The sequence below is a fragment of the Agrobacterium sp. 10T429 genome, from assembly GCF_056393925.1.
Genome location: NZ_JBFTGV010000008.1, coordinates 156,638 through 172,070 on the forward strand (window position 1 = coordinate 156,638; position 15,433 = coordinate 172,070).

The following is a 15,433-nucleotide window of genomic DNA, read 5'->3' on the forward strand; positions in this document are numbered from 1 at the left end:
TCTCCTCCCAAAGCGTCGTGGTTACGGCTTCTTCAAAGCGAGGCGGTAATGCCGCCGTCGACGTAAAGAATATGTCCGTTCACGAAAGACGAGGCATCGGACGACAGGAAAATGCAGGCGCCGACAAGCTCTTCGACTTTGCCCCAGCGGCCGGCGGGCGTGCGTTTTTCAAGCCATGCTGAAAACGTCTCGTCGGCCACCAGCGCCGCGTTGAGCGGCGTGTCGAAATAGCCCGGCGCAATGGCGTTGCACTGCAGGCCATATTTGGCCCAGTCCGTCGCCATGCCCTTCGTCAGATTGCCGACGGCGCCCTTGGTGGCGGTGTACGGCGCGATACCGGGGCGGGCAAGAGCGGTCTGGACGCTGGCGATGTTGATGATCTTGCCACGTCCACGGCTGATCATATGACGCGCGACGGCTTGCCCTGCGTGGAACACCGAGGCGATGTTTGTCTGTAACAGGCGCTCGAAGGCGTCGGCCGGAAAATCCTCCAGCGGTGTGCGGTGCTGCATGCCGGCATTGTTGACCAGAATATCGATGGGGCCGACTTCCGCCTCGAAACCGTCGATGGCCTTGCGCACCGCATCATGATCGGTGGCATCGAAGGCGAGCGTCTTGGCACCCTTGATGCCTGCGGCGGCTGCTTTCAGCTTTGCCTCGTCGCGGCCGTTCAGCACCACTTCGGCTCCCGCCTCCACCAGGCCCTGCGCCAGCGCAAAGCCGATGCCCTGCGACGAGCCGGTGATCAGGGCGCGGCGGCCGGAAAGATCGAACAAATTAAGGCCCACTGTTTCCTCCAGTCTCTCGACATTGCTTTCATGCCGGTTTATGTTATCGATAACATTCATCCCTTTCAGACGTGGATGTCAAGGCTTAAACGCCTGTTTCCGGTACGCAACATGCGCGCGGGGAGGCTGCAGGGCGGCGGCAATGATTGGGATAGGGATTATTTTGTTGCGCCGTTTAAGGCGCGATATCGAACGGGAGATATTTATGAGAGCGATTGTCGCCCACGGGGCAAAGGATGTACGCATCGAGGAGAGGCCGGAGGAGGCGCCGGGGGCAGGAGAAGTGCGTCTTCGTCTGGCTCGGGGCGGGATTTGCGGCAGCGATCTTCACTATTACAATCACGGTGGTTTCGGCGCGGTACGGCTTCGCGAACCAATGGTGCTGGGACATGAGGTCTCCGCCATTGTTGAGGAGCTGGGCGAGGGCGTCGAAGGGCTGAAGGTTGGCGGTCTGGTCGCGGTTTCGCCGTCCCGTCCGTGCAGGACCTGCCGCTTTTGCCAGGAAGGCCTGCACAATCAGTGCCTCAACATGCGCTTTTATGGCAGCGCCATGCCGTTTCCGCATATTCAGGGCGCTTTCCGCGAGGTTCTCATCGCGGATGCCCTGCAATGCGTTCCGGCCGACGGTTTGAGTGCCGGTGAGGCAGCTATGGCGGAACCGCTGGCGGTAACGCTGCATGCCACCCGCCGCGCCGGCGATTTGCTCGGAAAACGCGTGCTCGTCACCGGCTGCGGCCCCATCGGCATTCTCTCCATCCTGTCTGCCCGCCGTGCCGGTGCCGCTGAAATCGTCGCGACCGATCTTTCGGACTTCACGCTTGCCAAGGCGCGGGAAGCGGGCGCGGACCGCGTCATAAACAGCAAGGATGAGCCTGATGCGCTGGCGGCGTACGGCGCGAACAAGGGAACCTTCGACGTTCTCTATGAATGCTCCGGTGCCGCCGTTGCACTGGCGGGCGGGATTACGGCGTTGCGTCCGCGCGGCATCATCGTCCAGCTTGGCCTTGGTGGCGATATGAGCCTGCCGATGATGGCGATTACTGCCAAGGAACTCGATCTGCGCGGCTCTTTCCGGTTCCACGAGGAATTCGCGACGGGCGTCGAACTGATGCGCAAAGGCCTGATCGACGTCAAGCCGTTCATCACCCAGACGGTGGACCTCGATGACGCCATCTCGGCCTTCGAATTTGCCTCCGACCGCAGCCGCGCCATGAAGGTGCAGATCGCTTTTTCGTAAGCGCCTGTTGCGCACGCCGGTTTGTCGACGTCTTGATCGGCGGTGGATTAATCCGCCGCCGATTTTCATGCGCGCGCTTCCATCTACAACAAGACGTCTTTGATGTTATCGATATCATTTCGTGCATCGCGGGCCGGGAAAGTGTACCAGAGGGCGCAGCCCTGATCCCCGGCAGTCGCTGCCTCTTCTGATTTGCACATTTTGACGCAGGTCAAAAAGGTGATTTGCCGATTGCCATTTTTTGCTTTATCGAAATTTCAGAAATTACTGAAAATACAGGAAGCAAAGAAATGCCCACCAATCTTTCTCCGCTCGTTCAGTCCTTCGTGCTGCATTTCGGCGAGATGGGCAGCCGCTGGGGCATCAACCGCACGGTCGGCCAGGTCTATGCTTTGCTTTACATCTCGCCGAAGCCGCTCTGCGCGGACGACATTGTCGAGTCGCTCGGCATTTCCCGTTCCAATGTGTCGATGAGCCTGAAGGAGCTTCAGGCGTGGAACCTTGCAATTCTCAAGCATTTCCCCGGCGACCGGCGCGATTTTTTCACGACGCCGGAGGATGTGTGGCAAATTCTGCGCACCCTTGCCGAAGAGCGCAAGAAGCGCGAGATCGACCCGACACTCAGCGTGCTTCGTGAAATCCTGATGGAGAAGCCGGAAAACGAAGAGGAGCGGCATGCGCAGAAGCGCATCGATGAGATGAAAACGCTGATCGAGCAGCTCACCGGCTGGTATGACGATGTGAAGAAGCTGGAGACGGAGCGGTTGGCTTCGCTTCTGGCACTCGGCTCGAAGGTCACGAAGCTTCTGGAGGCCAAGGACAAGATCGTCTCTCTTGCCAGACCCCGTGCCAAGAAGGACAGGTGAGGAGATCGTCCGTGAGCATGTCCGCAGAAATCCGGCAATCCGCCAATGGCGATGATGCAGACTGTCCAGTTCCAGCGGCGGTCTCTCCCGACAAGGCACGGCGGCGCTTCTTCGGTAAATCCGCCAATGACAAGGGTGTCGGTACGGCGGAACTCGCGAAGGCACCCGCGGTAGGAAGATCGGTCGCCCTGCTGCATGTCCTGCCGGCTCTGCTCTGGTTGCCCCAGGCGGGTTTGCTTGCATTTTCGGTCGGAAATATTGCCGACGGTGCGCCGATGACGGCGATCCTGCCGGCGGCCGTGGCTGTTCTCATTCTCGGTCTCCTCAAGGCATGGCTGGAAAAAGTTGCTGCGAGACTGTCGTTTCGCGCCGCGCGTGCCGCCCTTTCGCGGCGGCGGCTGCAAGCGCTTCATGCCGTTGCGGAGGTGTCGCCGCTTGATCTGGCGCGTACGGCCTCCGGCGAGGCGGCAAGCGTTATCGCAGAGGCAGCCGAAGCGCTGGTACCTTATCTTTCCAGGTTCCAGCCTGCGCGGATGAAAGCTACCATTGTCCCCTTGGTTTTCGTGCTGGCAATCCTGCCATTTACCTGGATTGCGGCGCTTGTTCTGTTGCTTTCCATGCCCACTATCCCGCTTTTCATGGCGCTGATCGGCTGGCAGGCGAAGGCTGCCAGTGAAAAGCAGCTGGCCGAGACCGGCAACATGAATGCTTTCCTGCTCGATCGCCTGCGTGGCCTGGAAACGATCCGCGCACTGGAAGCCGTTGATCTGACCGCTGGACGCCTGCGGACGGACGCAGAGAACCTCAAGAAGCGGACGATGGCTGTCCTGCGGATCGCCTTTCTGTCCTCGGCGGTGCTGGAGCTTTTCGCTGCCCTCGGCGTTGCCATGACAGCCGTTTATATCGGTTTCCATCTGCTCGGTTTTCTCGATTTCGGCGCGTGGGGCGAGAAGCTGACACTTGCCGAGGGGCTGTTCATCCTGCTTCTGGCGCCTGCCTTTTTCGAACCGCTGCGGGAGTTGTCCGCCGTCTGGCACGACCGCGCAGCCGGCGAGGCGGCGCTGGGCGCGCTCGACACATTGACGCGGGCTGGCAAAGCCATCGTGGGTGAGGGTAAGGAGGTCGCAATGGCCCCTTTTCCGACGCCCGGTCTGGTGGAGTTGGCTAATCTCTCCTTCGCCTATCCGAATGCTCCGCCTGCCATTCGGAATCTAAATCTTACGGTCCAGTCAGGCGAGACAGTTGCGATTCTTGGGCCTTCCGGTTGTGGTAAATCCACTGTACTCTCCTTGATTGCCGGCTTGGCCGAGGCTGACGGCGGTACAATAGGGATCGGGGGCGTAACGCTTGGTCATGCGACTGCCGATGGACTGCGCAAGACAATCGGCTGGGTCAGCCAGAAGCCGTTCTTTTTTGCCGGTTCCCTGAAGGCGAACATTCGCTTTGGCCGCGCCGGTGTCAGCGAAGGTATGGTTGATGAGACGCTGCGCTGCACCGGGCTGGATGCATTGTCGAAAGCACGCCGGCATCTGCCTATAGGAGACGGCGGCTACGGTATTTCGGGCGGGGAGGCGGTGCGCCTCGCCATTGCGCGTGCTTTCGCCGATCCGGCGACGCAGCTTGTGCTGGTCGATGAACCGACAGCGCATCTTGACCGGGAGACGGCTGCGCTCGTCACCGAAAACCTGCTGCAACTCGCAAAAGGCAGGACATTGATCGTCGCAACCCATGATCCTGTGCTCGCCGCGCGCATGGACAGGGTCGTGGATATGACGACGATCCATTCGAGGGGGCAGTCATGATCGCGCGTTTTGCGATATTGAAACCTGTTATTTCCCTGTTCTGGTCGGCGCGTCGCGGCATGCTGCTCGTTGGCGCGGTTCTGGCAGCAACCACGGTGCTGGCGGGTATAGGCCTTCTCGGCGTTTCCGGCTGGTTCATTACTGCGACCGCGATTGCCGGTCTGGTCCCCGCGACGGCCTATGCTTTCGACGTCTTTGCGCCATCGGCGGCCATCCGTCTGCTGGCGTTGTCACGCACCGCTGCCCGTTATGGCGAACGCATGACCACCCATGAGGCGACGCTGTCCGTGCTTGCAGCGCTTCGCGAAAAGCTGTTTCGTGGCTTTGCCGCACCGCAGGCGGCGAAACATCTGGAGGCGAGGCCCGCCCGCCTGCTGAACCGGCTGACTGCGGATATCGATGCGCTGGATTCGCTTTATCTGCGCGTGCTGGTACCCGCCGCCGTCGCAATCCTCGCCGCAATCGCAACAGGCATCGGTCTTGCCCTCCTCAATCCGCTTGCGGGCGTTCTGGCGGCCCTCTTCCTCATTGCGGCGGGTCTTGGCATTTCAGTGCGCTCGGCGTTGACGGCGGAAAAATTTGCGCGTCGCCGGGCAATCGGGCTTGAAGCGCTTCGTGCCCGCACGGCGGACTTGGTCAACGGACAGGTGGAATTGCTCACGACTGCCTGTCTCTCCGCGCAGGTTGCGGCGATTGAACGGGCCGACAATTATCTGCTCGCCTGCGATGACCGCTTGAACCGGATCGAAACCAATGCCGGTTTTTCATTCGGCATCTCAGCGGCGGTTCTTTTGAGTGCGGCTCTCCTCGGCATGGCCTGGCTTGCGGAGCAGGACGTTGTGACCGCGCCGACTGCCGCCCTCGGCCTGCTTGTCTGTTTCGCCGCGCTGGAGCCCTTCACGGCGCTGCGCCGTGGAGCAATGGAACTCGGGCGCACGCTTTTTTCGGCAAGACGCATTGCGCCGCGTCTTTCCGCTGAAGCAGCCGCCAACTGTCCGCGCGTGCCTGCCATGGGCCTGGTGGCTGAGCTGGATGGTGTGCGGCTGGAGCGGGATGGGAACGAAAATCCTGTCCTGACGAATATCAACCTTGCAATCGCCGCCGGAGAGACGATTGCGATTATCGGGCCGAGCGGTGCGGGCAAGACCAGCCTCATCCAGCTTCTGGCTGGTGAAGTGCAACCGGCGGCGGGCAGGGTCAGCGCTTTGCCTTGCTCGCTCATGACGCAGAGAAGTCAGCTTTTTCGAGACAGCATCGCTGATAATCTGAGGCTGGCAAAACCTGCCGCGACCGAGCGTGAACTGTGGGATGCCCTTCAATCGGCAGGCCTTGGCGAGCATGTCAAAACCCTCGCCGCAGGGCTGGATACGAGACTTGGCGAGGCGGGGCAGGGTCTATCCGGCGGTCAGTCACGACGGCTCGCCCTTGCCCGTTTCCTTCTACGCGACAAACCACTCTGGCTTCTCGACGAGGTGACGGAAGGGCTGGACGGCGAAACCGCCCGTGACGTGCTCGGCCGGCTGTTTGCGAGGGCGGAAGGCAAGACTGTCGTGATGATAACCCACAATCGCCGTGAGGCGGAATTTGCCGATCGCATCATCGTGCTGAGAGAGGGGCGCCAACTTGATCAATGTCAAAGCGGCACCCCGGAATACGACGTAATGCTGCAAACATTGCGTCCGGACTGAGTGATTTTTTCAGGGCCGGCGCCGTTTCGTAACAGAAGGCCGGCCTTTCCTGAAAGGTGGGGTAAAAACATGGAACTCGACATCGTGGCGCTATCGCGCCTGCAATTCGCTGTTACCGCTTTATATCACTTTCTATTCGTTCCCCTGACGATCGGACTGTCCGTGGTGATCGCCATCATGGAAACGGTCTATGTCATGACCGGCCGCACCATCTGGCGGCAGATGACGAAATTCTGGGGTACATTGTTCGGCATCAACTTCGTGCTTGGTGTTTCCACCGGCATCGTCATGGAATTCCAGTTCGGCATGAACTGGAGTTATTACAGCCACTATGTCGGCGATATCTTCGGTGCGCCGCTGGCGATCGAAGGGATGATGGCTTTCTTTCTGGAAGCCACCTTTGTCGGTCTGTTCTTTTTCGGCTGGGACAAGCTGTCCAAGCTCGGCCATCTCATCGCAACATGGTGCGTGGCGATCGGCTCGAACTTCTCGGCGTTGTGGATATTGATCGCCAATGGCTGGATGCAGAACCCGACGGGATCGGCTTTCAACCCCCAGACCATGCGCATGGAGGTGACGGATTTCTTCGCGGTGCTGATGAACCCGGTCGCCCAGGCGAAGTTCGTGCACACGGTTTCTGCGGGTTATGTCACTGCCTCCATCTTCGTGCTCGGCGTTTCCGCCTGGTACGTGCTGAAAGGCCGCCATGTCGATCTCGCCAAGCGGTCTATGACGGTTGCAGCTTCTTTCGGCCTGGCTGCTGCACTGTCGGTCGTCGTGCTGGGTGATGAAAGCGGTTATCTTTCGACCGAACACCAGAAGATGAAGCTCGCCTCGATCGAAGCCATGTGGGAAACGGAACCAGCACCCGCCCCCTTTACTGCCATCGGTTTTCCTGATCAGGAAAACCGGGAGACGCATTTCGCCGTGAAAATTCCGTGGGTGATGGGCCTTATCGGCACGCGCTCGCTGGACACGGAAATCCCCGGTATCAACGATCTGGTGGAACTCGCAAAGACCCGCATCCGCGATGGCATCAAGGCCTATGATGCGCTGATGCAGATACGTGCCACCGGCAAGGGCGCGGAACTGCCCGAAGAGGTGCGTGGCACCTTTGCGGAGCTCGGCCACGAGCTTGGTTACGCCCTGTTGCTGAAACGTTATGTCGACGATCCGCGCCAGGCGACGGAGGAGCAGATTGCCAAGGCCGCCGCCGATACCATCCCGCATGTGCCGACGCTGTTCTGGGCGTTCCGCATCATGGTCGGTCTCGGCATATTCTTCATCCTGTTGACGGCAACCTTCTTTTATCTCTCCGCCCGCCGCCGGCTGGATCACTATCCGTTCTTGCTGAAGGTGGCCGTCTTCGCCATTCCGCTGCCGTGGATTGCTGCGGAAATGGGCTGGGTGGTCGCGGAATTCGGCCGTCAGCCATGGATCATCGAAGGCGTGCTGCCGACGGCCGCCGCCGTCTCCAGCCTCAGCGCTTCAACGGTTCTGATTACGCTTCTCTGCTTCATCGCCATCTATACGGTGCTGTTCATCGTCGAAATGGGGCTGATGCTGAAGGCGATCCGCAAGGGGCCGGATCCGGATCACGAGCCGGAAGCGCCGCTCGTTCCTGAAAAACTCGTCGCTGCGGAGTAAACGATCATGATATTGCATCAACTCATCGACTACGAAGTCCTCCGCGTCATCTGGTGGCTGCTGCTTGGCGTGGTGCTGATCGGTTTTGCCGTGACCGGCGGTTTCGATCTTGGCACGGGCGCGCTGCTGCCTTTCGTCGCGAAAACGGATCTCGAGCGGCGTGTCGTCATCAATTCCATCGGCCCGGTATGGGAAGGCAATCAGGTCTGGCTCATCCTTGGTGGCGGCGCCATCTTCGCCGCGTGGCCGCCGCTTTATGCGGTGTCGTTTTCAGGTTTTTACCTGGCGATGTTCGCCACACTATTTGCGCTGATCCTGCGGCCGGTGGGGTTCAAATACCGCTCCAAGCGCGAGAGTGCGACATGGCGCAATACCTGGGATTGGGCGCTGTTTGTCGGTGGCTTTGTTCCCGCCCTGATTTTCGGTGTGGCGATCGGCAATGTGCTGCAGGGCGTACCCTTCCGCTTCAACGATGACCTCAGGATTTTTTACGACGGCACGACTTTGTTCGAGCTTCTCAACCCTTACGCAATCCTTTGCGGCCTCGTTTCCGTTTGCATGCTGGTGATGCATGGTGCGGCCTGGCTGGTGCTGAAGACCGAAGGGCCGGTCGCTGCGCGTGCCCGCAGTTTCGGCAGCATTGCAGCACTTGCCACCACAGTTCTCTTTGCGCTTGGTGGCGTATTGTTGTGGCTCGGTATCGACGGGTATCGCTTCACCTCGGAAGTCGTGAACGACGGTCCGTCCAATCCGTTGTCAAAGACGGTCGAGGTTGCAAGCGGCGTCTGGTTTGCGAATTACGCGGCCCATCCATGGATGATGCTGGCACCGGCGCTCGGTCTTGCCTTCCCGCTCGTCGCCTTCCTGTTGTTAAGGGGCGGGCGTGAGGTGCTGGCGCTGCTTTCCAGTTCGCTTGCCATATTCGGCATCATCTCGACGGTCGGTCTGACGATGTTTCCCTTCATCCTGCCCTCTTCGATCGATCCGAAATCGAGCCTGACGGTCTGGGACGCATCGTCGAGCCATATGACGCTGTTCATCATGCTGGTCGTCGCCCTCATTTTCATCCCCATCATCGTCGCTTACACCTCATGGGTCTATCGCGTGCTGTGGGGCAAGGTGGATGAAAAGGCGATCCGTGAAGACAGCGGCCACGCTTATTAATATCGAACAAATACAAGGAGATCGAACATGTGGTATTTCGCCTGGCTGCTCGGCCTGCCTCTCGCCGCTATTTTCGCCGTCATGAACGCCATGTGGTATGAGCTGATGGAAGAAAACGCCAGAAAGGCCGGGGCCAAGCCGGAAAAATAACGCTTCGGGGCACGGGGCAAAAAAGGGCGGCGTCCTATCTGGATGCCGCCCTTCTTGTAGAAATCGCCGCGATTGACACGCGCGGTTTCAGTGGATCGCGATGCCGCGCTTGTCCGCTTCTTCCTTGATGATGTCTTCGACCAGCGCTCTCTTCAGATTTGGGTTTCCCAGAAGATAGTCGTCGGCAATCTCGAAAATCGATTTCGGATTCTCTGTCCTGTGCAGGGTGTCGAGGTCCTGGCCGATCTGCTCTCGCAAGTTTGAATAGTCGTCCATCGCGGTTCTCCCGGTCACTGGTTCAATGCAGAAGTTCTGCCGGAACCTTGCCGCCGTTTTCAGACAGCTTCTTGATGACAGCCTTGTGCAACCAGATGTTCATTGTGGCTGAGTCCGAGGTATCACCGGTATAGCCGAGTTCGCTTGCCAGTTCCTTGCGAGCGGTTAGGCTGCTGTCCAGATCGAGCGCTTTCAGAAGATCGACGATCGAATGTTTCCAGTCGAGTTTCTGCCCGTTCTGCTTGACCGCCGCGTCCAGAATGGAGGCGACATCGACGCTGCCGGTGGATGCCGGAGCAGCGGCTGTCGGTGCTGGTGCTGCTGGCTGAGCCGGAGCGGCCGGGCTTGCGCCTGTCGTGGGCGCGCCAGCTGGCGCCGAAGTCTGCGGTGCAGCCTCTGCCTTGCCAAAAATCGCGTTCTTGATCTTGTCGAAAAAGCTCATTGTGTCCTCCCTCTATCGGCGAAATGCGCGCCCGATGGCAATGAGAATGCATGCGCCGATGAAACCGGCGATAAGGTATCCAATCCAGCCTCCGAGCGAAATGCCCACAAGCCCAAGCAGGAAATTGGCGACGATGGCGCCAACGATGCCGAGAATTATGTTCATGAAAAGACCCATGTTGCTTTTCATGAACTGTTCGGCAAGCCAACCGGCTACGCCGCCGATGATGATTGCTGCAATCCAGCCGATTTGTGCGTCTTCCATAACAGGCCTTTCCTTTGTGAGAGAGGTCCGCAGGCATATGGACAGGCTTTTGCGCGCACTGATCCCCCCACCTCTTGACCCCCGGCAGGGAATTAACGGTCAATCGAGGATTTTGTTCCGGTCTCCTTGCTTTCGTCAGCTTTGGCTTTGAAAGTCCAGCCCGATATCCAGAACCGGCGCGCTGTGGGTCAGCCAGCCGACGGAGATGAGATCGATGCCGGTTGTTGCAATGGCTGCTGCGGTTTGAGGGGTGATGCGTCCGGAGGCCTCGGTTATGGCGCGTCCGGCGACGATCTGCACCGCCTCGCGCAGCTGTTCCGGCGGCATGTTGTCGAGTAGAACCGCATCGACCCCTTCCTCCATCGCTTCGCGCAATTGCAAGAGCGTATCGACCTCGACCTCGATCTTGACCAGATGTCCGACACCCGCCTTGGCGCTGCGGATAGCGTCACGCACGCCGCGGGCTACGGCGATGTGGTTGTCCTTGATGAGAACAGCATCATAAAGGGCAAAACGGTGGTTCATGCCGCCGCCGGCGCGCACGGCATATTTTTCCAGCGCCCTGAGGCCCGGCGTCGTTTTGCGGGTGCAGGCAACCGAGGCTCTGGTGCCGGAGATGGCGGCAGCAATTGTAGCGGTGACGGACGCGATGCCTGAGAGATGGCCGAGAAAATTAAGGGCGGTGCGCTCCGCCGTCAAAAGACCGCGCGAGGGACCCTCGATCGTCGCGATAATATCGCCCGGAGCGACCGCCGCGCCATCCTGCACCTGCCGCCTCATCACGATTGTCGGGTCCACCAACTGGAAAGCCAGTTCTGCGGCATCAAGACCTGCGATGACACCCGGTTCACGCGCCGCCATGACGACGACTGAGCGATGATCAGCGGGGATGACTGCGGCGGACGTGATGTCGCCCGCCAGACCCAGGTCTTCCAGAAGGGCGTTGCGGACAAGCGGCTCCACGATAATGCGTGGCAGAGGGGTGAGGGTCATGTCAGGCGCTCCGCGCAATGCTGGAAGAAAAAAGATTGGACGATGAGAGGTCATGGGCAATGGCGATGACATCGGACAGGCAAAGCCTGCGCCTTGTGGCGGTCGCGTCCTTTTCCGGGAAATCGTTACGGAAATGGGCCCCGCGCGATTCTCTTCGCAAGGCGGCGAAGACGGCGATTGCGAGCCCGACGATGGCGGGATCGGATGCCGGGCCGTTCTGTTCGGCCAGTGGGAGAAGTTCGCTGATCGCGCTGATCAACCCCGCTTCATGCCTGGCGATGCCGAGATGGCGGGAGACGATGGGCCTGACGATAGACGGGTCTGCTGCCGAAAGAACAGGCGTTGCGAATGGCGTGACAGCTGTCACCCGTTTTGATGCCGGTCGGGCGGCAATATCTTTTGCCGCACGCATGCCCATGGCAGCCGCCTCCAGCAGGGAGTTGCTGGCCAGCCGATTGGCCCCGTGAAGACCGGTGCAGGCGGTTTCGCCCGCAACCCATAGGCCCGGCACGGAACTACGGCCATTACCATCCGTGGCGACGCCGCCCATGTGGTAGTGCACGGCGGGACGGACGGGCACGAGTTCGCGGGCGGGGTCTATACCAGCCTCGCGGCATAGCAGGTCGATTGACGGGAAACGCGCCGAAAAACCGCTGCCGATCGCCTTGCGGGCATCGAGAAAGACTTTGCCGCCGCGCAGGATTTCCCGGTCGATGGCGCGGGCGACAATATCGCGGGAGGCAAGTTCTGCACCCGGAACGGTCGCCATGAAACGCTCGCCGCTTTCATTGAGAAGAACGGCACCTTCGCCCCTCACCGCCTCGCTGACCAGAGCCAGCGGCCGCCGGGGAGAGGAAAGCGCCGTTGGGTGGAACTGGACGAATTCCATATCAGTGAGGATGGCTCCGGCGCGCGCGGCGAGCATGATCCCCTGTCCGAAATTGCCGGTGGGATTGGTGGTGGCCTCATACAGCCCGCCGAGGCCACCGGTCGCAAGAATGACGTTTGTGGCCGGCAGAACAAAGCTGCCCTTTTGCCCGGCGCAGATGAGACCGGCTATGGCCCCGCCTTCTGTCAGCAGCCGGCGCACCTCCGCACCTTCCAGGACTGCGATGGACGGCGTGTTGAGAACGGCGGCTGCAAGAGCCCTCACAATGGCCGCGCCCGAGCCATCACCTTCGGCATGCAGGATGCGCCGGCGGCCATGGGCGGCTTCCAGCCCGAAAACGAGCCTGCCTTGTGCATCGCGGTCGAAACGAACTCCGGCTAGTTCCAGGGCATCGATGACTGCGGGGGCGGTGGAGACGATATCTGCTGCCATAGCCGCGTCACAGAGGCCGTCGCCTGCGGCGAGCGTATTGGCAAGATGCAGTGCAGTGCTGTCGTCAGCGCCAAGGCTTGCAGCAATGCCGCCCTGCGCCCAGKCGCTGGACGTTTCGCCACCGAGCGCGCCGCGGGTCAGAAGCAGGACCGGTTGCGGTGCGAGCGTCAATGCTGCCATCAGGCCGGCAATACCGCTGCCGACGATGACCGTCCTGCCTGCATATTGCGACAGAGCCTCACTCATACCGCCAGCATCCTTTCCACCGCGCGGCGGGCGGCGACCGCAACAGCCGGATCGATTGTCACCTCGTGGCGGTTTTCTTCAAGCGCTGTGCGGATATTGCCGAGCGTGATGCGCTTCATGTGCGGGCAGAGGTTGCAGGGGCGGATGAATTCAACATCGGGATGATGCACGGCGACATTGTCGCTCATCGAGCATTCCGTCAAAAGCACCACGCGGGCCGGTCTTTCCCGGCCGACGTAGTCCGACATGACAGCGGTCGAGCCGGAAAAATCTGCGGCCTCAACGACATCGGGCGGACATTCGGGATGCGCGAGAACGGTGATGCCGGGATGGCTTTCGCGCAATTCCCTGATGTCGTCGACGGTGAAAAGCTCATGCACCTCGCAATGGCCGCGCCATGCGATGAGTTCGACATTGGTCTCCCGCGCTACATTCTTCGCCAGATATTCGTCCGGCAGCATCAGCACGCGCGGCACGCCGAGCGATTCCACCACCTGGCGGGCATTGCCGGAGGTGCAGCATATGTCGGAAGCCGCCTTCACCGCCGCCGACGTGTTCACGTAAGTGACGACAGGAACGCCGGGATAGGCCTTGCGCAGAAGTGCGATGTCTTCGGGCGTGATGGAATCGGCGAGCGAGCAGCCGGCGGCCATATCCGGAATAAGCACGGTTTTTCCCGGATTTAGCAGCTTTGCCGTCTCGGCCATGAAATGCACGCCGGCGAGAACGATCACATCCGCTTCTACTTCCATTGCCTTGCGCGCAAGGGCGAGGCTGTCGCCAACGATATCGGCAACGCCGTGGAAGATTTCCGGCGTCTGGTAATTATGGGCGAGGATGACGGCGTTGCGCCTGCGCTTCAGATCGAGGATCGCCTCCACATCATCCTGAAAACCCATCCATTCCGCCTTGGGAATGACGCGGCTGACGCGGTCGTAAAGGCTTGCGGCAGATATCTGTTCGTTCACGGCACTCTCCCATTTATACTCTATTTGAGTATATCTACGGCAAACAGATATTCTCATTGTGAGCATATGTCAATTGCGGGAGAGTGGCAGTTTGGTTCCGGAAAGGGCGCGTTCATCCACAACGGTCTGGCGGAATCGGAAGAGCTTTGCAGGGCGTCCGCCGGTTTCGGTCGCCATGTCGCCAGTTTCTTCCACCAGCTGCTGCTGTTCTATCAGCCGGCGGAAGTTCTGCTTGTGCAGCGTCAGACCGGCGAGCGCCTCCACCGCGCGCTGCAATTGCAGCAGGGTGAAAGCGTCGGCCATCAGTTCGAAAACTACAGGCCGGTATTTGATCTTAGCCCGGAGGCGCGCGATGCCGGTGGCAAGAATGCGGCGGTGATCGGCAAACATCGGTCTGCCGAAATTGATCCGAGGCTCACTCTGGGCTTCCTCGACCAGTCCGGCCTCATAGAGCAATTCGTAGCGCTGAAGTGTCAGTTCCTCGTTCCAGCCGCCGCCATCAAGGCCGAAGGTGAAGTCGGCCCGTAAATGGCGCTGGCCTTTGCAGGCAGGGTCGGAATCCGCCCAGCAGCGCAGCTTTTCGATGATGGTGTCCAGAACCGCCGGCCGGCCTTGCCGATGGTCTTCCCAGGGAAAATACTCGTACCAGCCATGCCAGAGAGGGCGGCCATTGCCAGGCGGCTCCTGTTCGCGAACCAGCCCGAGATAACCGATCGATATGGTTCTTCCGCCAAGAATGTCATTGTTGCGGTCCCGGTCGGCGAAGGTGTAGAGCTGTTCGAGATAGCCGACGGGATGATGTGTCTGTTCGTGTATCCACTCTCTCAACCCGCTCTGAAGCGTCCTGTGTCCGAATTCAAACGGCCCTGATGGAAGTGCCGCGCCCGCCCGCACGGTCATTACCCGCGGCTCGTCCGTGGTGATTGCGGTGACGACGGCGATGAGTTCGGCGTGGGCAAGCCCTATGGTCACGGCGGGTCCTCTGGTAGATGGCGTCGGTATCGACCTTCTTTGGCACAGGAATGCCTGTTCGCCAACAAGCGGGCGGGGAAACGCGGATGCCGACGCGCATGTATAACTTTACGTAGTGATCAGACAAAAGAATAAGTGCTTGTGGTTAGTCGCGTATCGTCCTTTATGTTAAGACCCGCGTCAAAAGCATCCATAATGTAGAAGGCCGATGTTAGAGGATATATATCTCGAAGAAACACTTGTGGGTTATTACACCTGGAACGTGGGGCAGAATCTGGTTTATCTGGATGCTGTGGCGGCTCGCCTGCGCGAATTTTCCGAAGAGAAAGCCGCCCGCGGCATTCCCGTGGAGGATTTCATAGATCAGATCGAAAGCGGCTCGCGCGCGCGTGTGGCCAAGGCGGTTTACAACTCGCTGACGAACGGCGTGTTCTATGATCAGCAATACCGCATCGAACTCAAATCCGGCGATTTTCGCTGGCTGCGGACAACGGGCAGGGTTATCCTTGATGGTGACCGCATTCCAATCATGGCGATGGGCACGGTGCGAGACATCACCTCGCGCAAGATTTTATTGATGTAATATTTATCGCGTTCGGTCTGTCTTGA

Annotated in this window: 16 protein-coding genes; 8 read left to right on the plus strand and 8 right to left on the minus strand. The window is 59.9% G+C overall.

Annotated features, from left to right (window positions below; all coding sequences use genetic code 11):
* Nucleotides 1-32: 32 nt before the first annotated feature.
* The gene (locus AC1DCP_RS18590) at nt 33-788 is read right to left on the minus strand and encodes an SDR family oxidoreductase (RefSeq protein WP_025595224.1); all 756 of its coding nucleotides are present in this window, start codon (nt 786-788) and stop codon (nt 33-35) included.
* 205 nt (nt 789-993) lie between these two features.
* On the opposite strand from AC1DCP_RS18590, the gene AC1DCP_RS18595 reads away from it, so the two are divergent.
* The 7 genes from AC1DCP_RS18595 (at nt 994) to cydX (ending at nt 9,342) form a co-directional block, all read left to right on the plus strand.
* Entirely contained in the window at nt 994-2,025 is a 1,032-nt protein-coding gene (locus AC1DCP_RS18595) for an L-idonate 5-dehydrogenase (protein WP_004431840.1), read from the plus strand.
* A gap of 290 nt (nt 2,026-2,315) precedes the next feature.
* A complete protein-coding gene (locus AC1DCP_RS18600; protein ID WP_013762080.1) occupies nt 2,316-2,891 on the plus strand; it encodes a GbsR/MarR family transcriptional regulator in 576 nt (191 codons plus the stop codon).
* A gap of 17 nt (nt 2,892-2,908) precedes the next feature.
* Nucleotides 2,909-4,693: a thiol reductant ABC exporter subunit CydD gene (gene cydD / locus AC1DCP_RS18605; protein WP_035199930.1), complete on the plus strand. Its 1,785-nt coding sequence runs from the start codon at nt 2,909-2,911 to the stop codon at nt 4,691-4,693.
* On the plus strand, nt 4,690-6,381 hold the full coding sequence (gene cydC, locus AC1DCP_RS18610) for a thiol reductant ABC exporter subunit CydC (protein ID WP_476774556.1): 1,692 nt from the start codon (nt 4,690-4,692) through the stop codon (nt 6,379-6,381). The genes cydD and cydC overlap by 4 nt, the downstream gene beginning before the upstream one ends.
* Nucleotides 6,382-6,450: 69 nt before the next feature.
* Nucleotides 6,451-8,028 carry a cytochrome ubiquinol oxidase subunit I gene (locus AC1DCP_RS18615; RefSeq protein ID WP_476774557.1) on the plus strand — a complete coding sequence of 526 codons (1,578 nt, stop codon included), beginning with the start codon at nt 6,451-6,453 and terminating at the stop codon, nt 8,026-8,028.
* 6 nt (nt 8,029-8,034) lie between these two features.
* The gene (gene cydB / locus AC1DCP_RS18620; RefSeq protein ID WP_476774558.1) at nt 8,035-9,192 is read left to right on the plus strand and encodes a cytochrome d ubiquinol oxidase subunit II; all 1,158 of its coding nucleotides are present in this window, start codon (nt 8,035-8,037) and stop codon (nt 9,190-9,192) included.
* A 27-nt stretch (nt 9,193-9,219) separates the two neighbouring features.
* Complete coding sequence (gene cydX, locus AC1DCP_RS18625) at nt 9,220-9,342, plus strand: cytochrome bd-I oxidase subunit CydX (RefSeq protein WP_004431852.1); 123 nt, start codon at nt 9,220-9,222, stop codon at nt 9,340-9,342.
* Nucleotides 9,343-9,429: 87 nt separating this feature from the next.
* Here cydX and AC1DCP_RS18630 read toward each other — a convergent pair whose 3' ends face one another.
* From AC1DCP_RS18630 to AC1DCP_RS18660, 7 genes are all read right to left on the minus strand, one after another.
* Nucleotides 9,430-9,618 (minus strand): hypothetical protein, encoded by a 189-nt coding sequence (locus tag AC1DCP_RS18630; protein WP_004431853.1) that lies wholly within the window; start codon nt 9,616-9,618, stop codon nt 9,430-9,432.
* Between the two features lie 22 nt (nt 9,619-9,640).
* Nucleotides 9,641-10,060 carry a DUF3597 domain-containing protein gene (locus AC1DCP_RS18635; RefSeq protein ID WP_004431862.1) on the minus strand — a complete coding sequence of 140 codons (420 nt, stop codon included), beginning with the start codon at nt 10,058-10,060 and terminating at the stop codon, nt 9,641-9,643.
* Nucleotides 10,061-10,072: 12 nt separating this feature from the next.
* Nucleotides 10,073-10,324 carry a GlsB/YeaQ/YmgE family stress response membrane protein gene (locus AC1DCP_RS18640; protein ID WP_004431872.1) on the minus strand — a complete coding sequence of 84 codons (252 nt, stop codon included), beginning with the start codon at nt 10,322-10,324 and terminating at the stop codon, nt 10,073-10,075.
* Nucleotides 10,325-10,459: 135 nt separating this feature from the next.
* Entirely contained in the window at nt 10,460-11,317 is an 858-nt protein-coding gene (nadC, locus tag AC1DCP_RS18645) for a carboxylating nicotinate-nucleotide diphosphorylase (protein WP_476774559.1), read from the minus strand.
* Between the two features lies 1 nt (nt 11,318).
* Nucleotides 11,319-12,884: an L-aspartate oxidase gene (locus AC1DCP_RS18650; RefSeq protein ID WP_476774560.1), complete on the minus strand. Its 1,566-nt coding sequence runs from the start codon at nt 12,882-12,884 to the stop codon at nt 11,319-11,321.
* Nucleotides 12,881-13,852, minus strand: coding sequence for a quinolinate synthase NadA (gene nadA, locus AC1DCP_RS18655; protein WP_004431880.1), 972 nt, complete (start codon nt 13,850-13,852; stop codon nt 12,881-12,883). The genes AC1DCP_RS18650 and nadA overlap by 4 nt, the downstream gene beginning before the upstream one ends.
* Before the next feature lie 69 nt (nt 13,853-13,921).
* Nucleotides 13,922-14,824 carry an NUDIX hydrolase gene (locus AC1DCP_RS18660; RefSeq protein ID WP_013762088.1) on the minus strand — a complete coding sequence of 301 codons (903 nt, stop codon included), beginning with the start codon at nt 14,822-14,824 and terminating at the stop codon, nt 13,922-13,924.
* Nucleotides 14,825-15,032: 208 nt separating this feature from the next.
* Here AC1DCP_RS18660 and AC1DCP_RS18665 point away from each other — a divergent pair, with 208 nt between their 5' ends.
* Complete coding sequence (locus AC1DCP_RS18665) at nt 15,033-15,407, plus strand: PAS domain-containing protein (RefSeq protein WP_004431894.1); 375 nt, start codon at nt 15,033-15,035, stop codon at nt 15,405-15,407.
* Nucleotides 15,408-15,433: the final 26 nt, after the last annotated feature.

Coding starts and splice junctions, on each gene's coding strand:
- cydD (WP_035199930.1), top strand. CDS start 2,909: ATGTCCGCAGAAATCCGGCAATCCGCCAATGGCGATGATGCAGACTGT.
- AC1DCP_RS18640 (WP_004431872.1), bottom strand. CDS start 10,324: ATGGAAGACGCACAAATCGGCTGGATTGCAGCAATCATCATCGGCGGC.
- cydX (WP_004431852.1), top strand. CDS start 9,220: ATGTGGTATTTCGCCTGGCTGCTCGGCCTGCCTCTCGCCGCTATTTTC.
- nadC (WP_476774559.1), bottom strand. CDS start 11,317: ATGACCCTCACCCCTCTGCCACGCATTATCGTGGAGCCGCTTGTCCGC.
- AC1DCP_RS18665 (WP_004431894.1), top strand. CDS start 15,033: ATGTTAGAGGATATATATCTCGAAGAAACACTTGTGGGTTATTACACC.
- cydB (WP_476774558.1), top strand. CDS start 8,035: ATGATATTGCATCAACTCATCGACTACGAAGTCCTCCGCGTCATCTGG.
- AC1DCP_RS18630 (WP_004431853.1), bottom strand. CDS start 9,618: ATGGACGACTATTCAAACTTGCGAGAGCAGATCGGCCAGGACCTCGAC.
- AC1DCP_RS18600 (WP_013762080.1), top strand. CDS start 2,316: ATGCCCACCAATCTTTCTCCGCTCGTTCAGTCCTTCGTGCTGCATTTC.
- AC1DCP_RS18635 (WP_004431862.1), bottom strand. CDS start 10,060: ATGAGCTTTTTCGACAAGATCAAGAACGCGATTTTTGGCAAGGCAGAG.
- AC1DCP_RS18615 (WP_476774557.1), top strand. CDS start 6,451: ATGGAACTCGACATCGTGGCGCTATCGCGCCTGCAATTCGCTGTTACC.
- AC1DCP_RS18595 (WP_004431840.1), top strand. CDS start 994: ATGAGAGCGATTGTCGCCCACGGGGCAAAGGATGTACGCATCGAGGAG.
- cydC (WP_476774556.1), top strand. CDS start 4,690: ATGATCGCGCGTTTTGCGATATTGAAACCTGTTATTTCCCTGTTCTGG.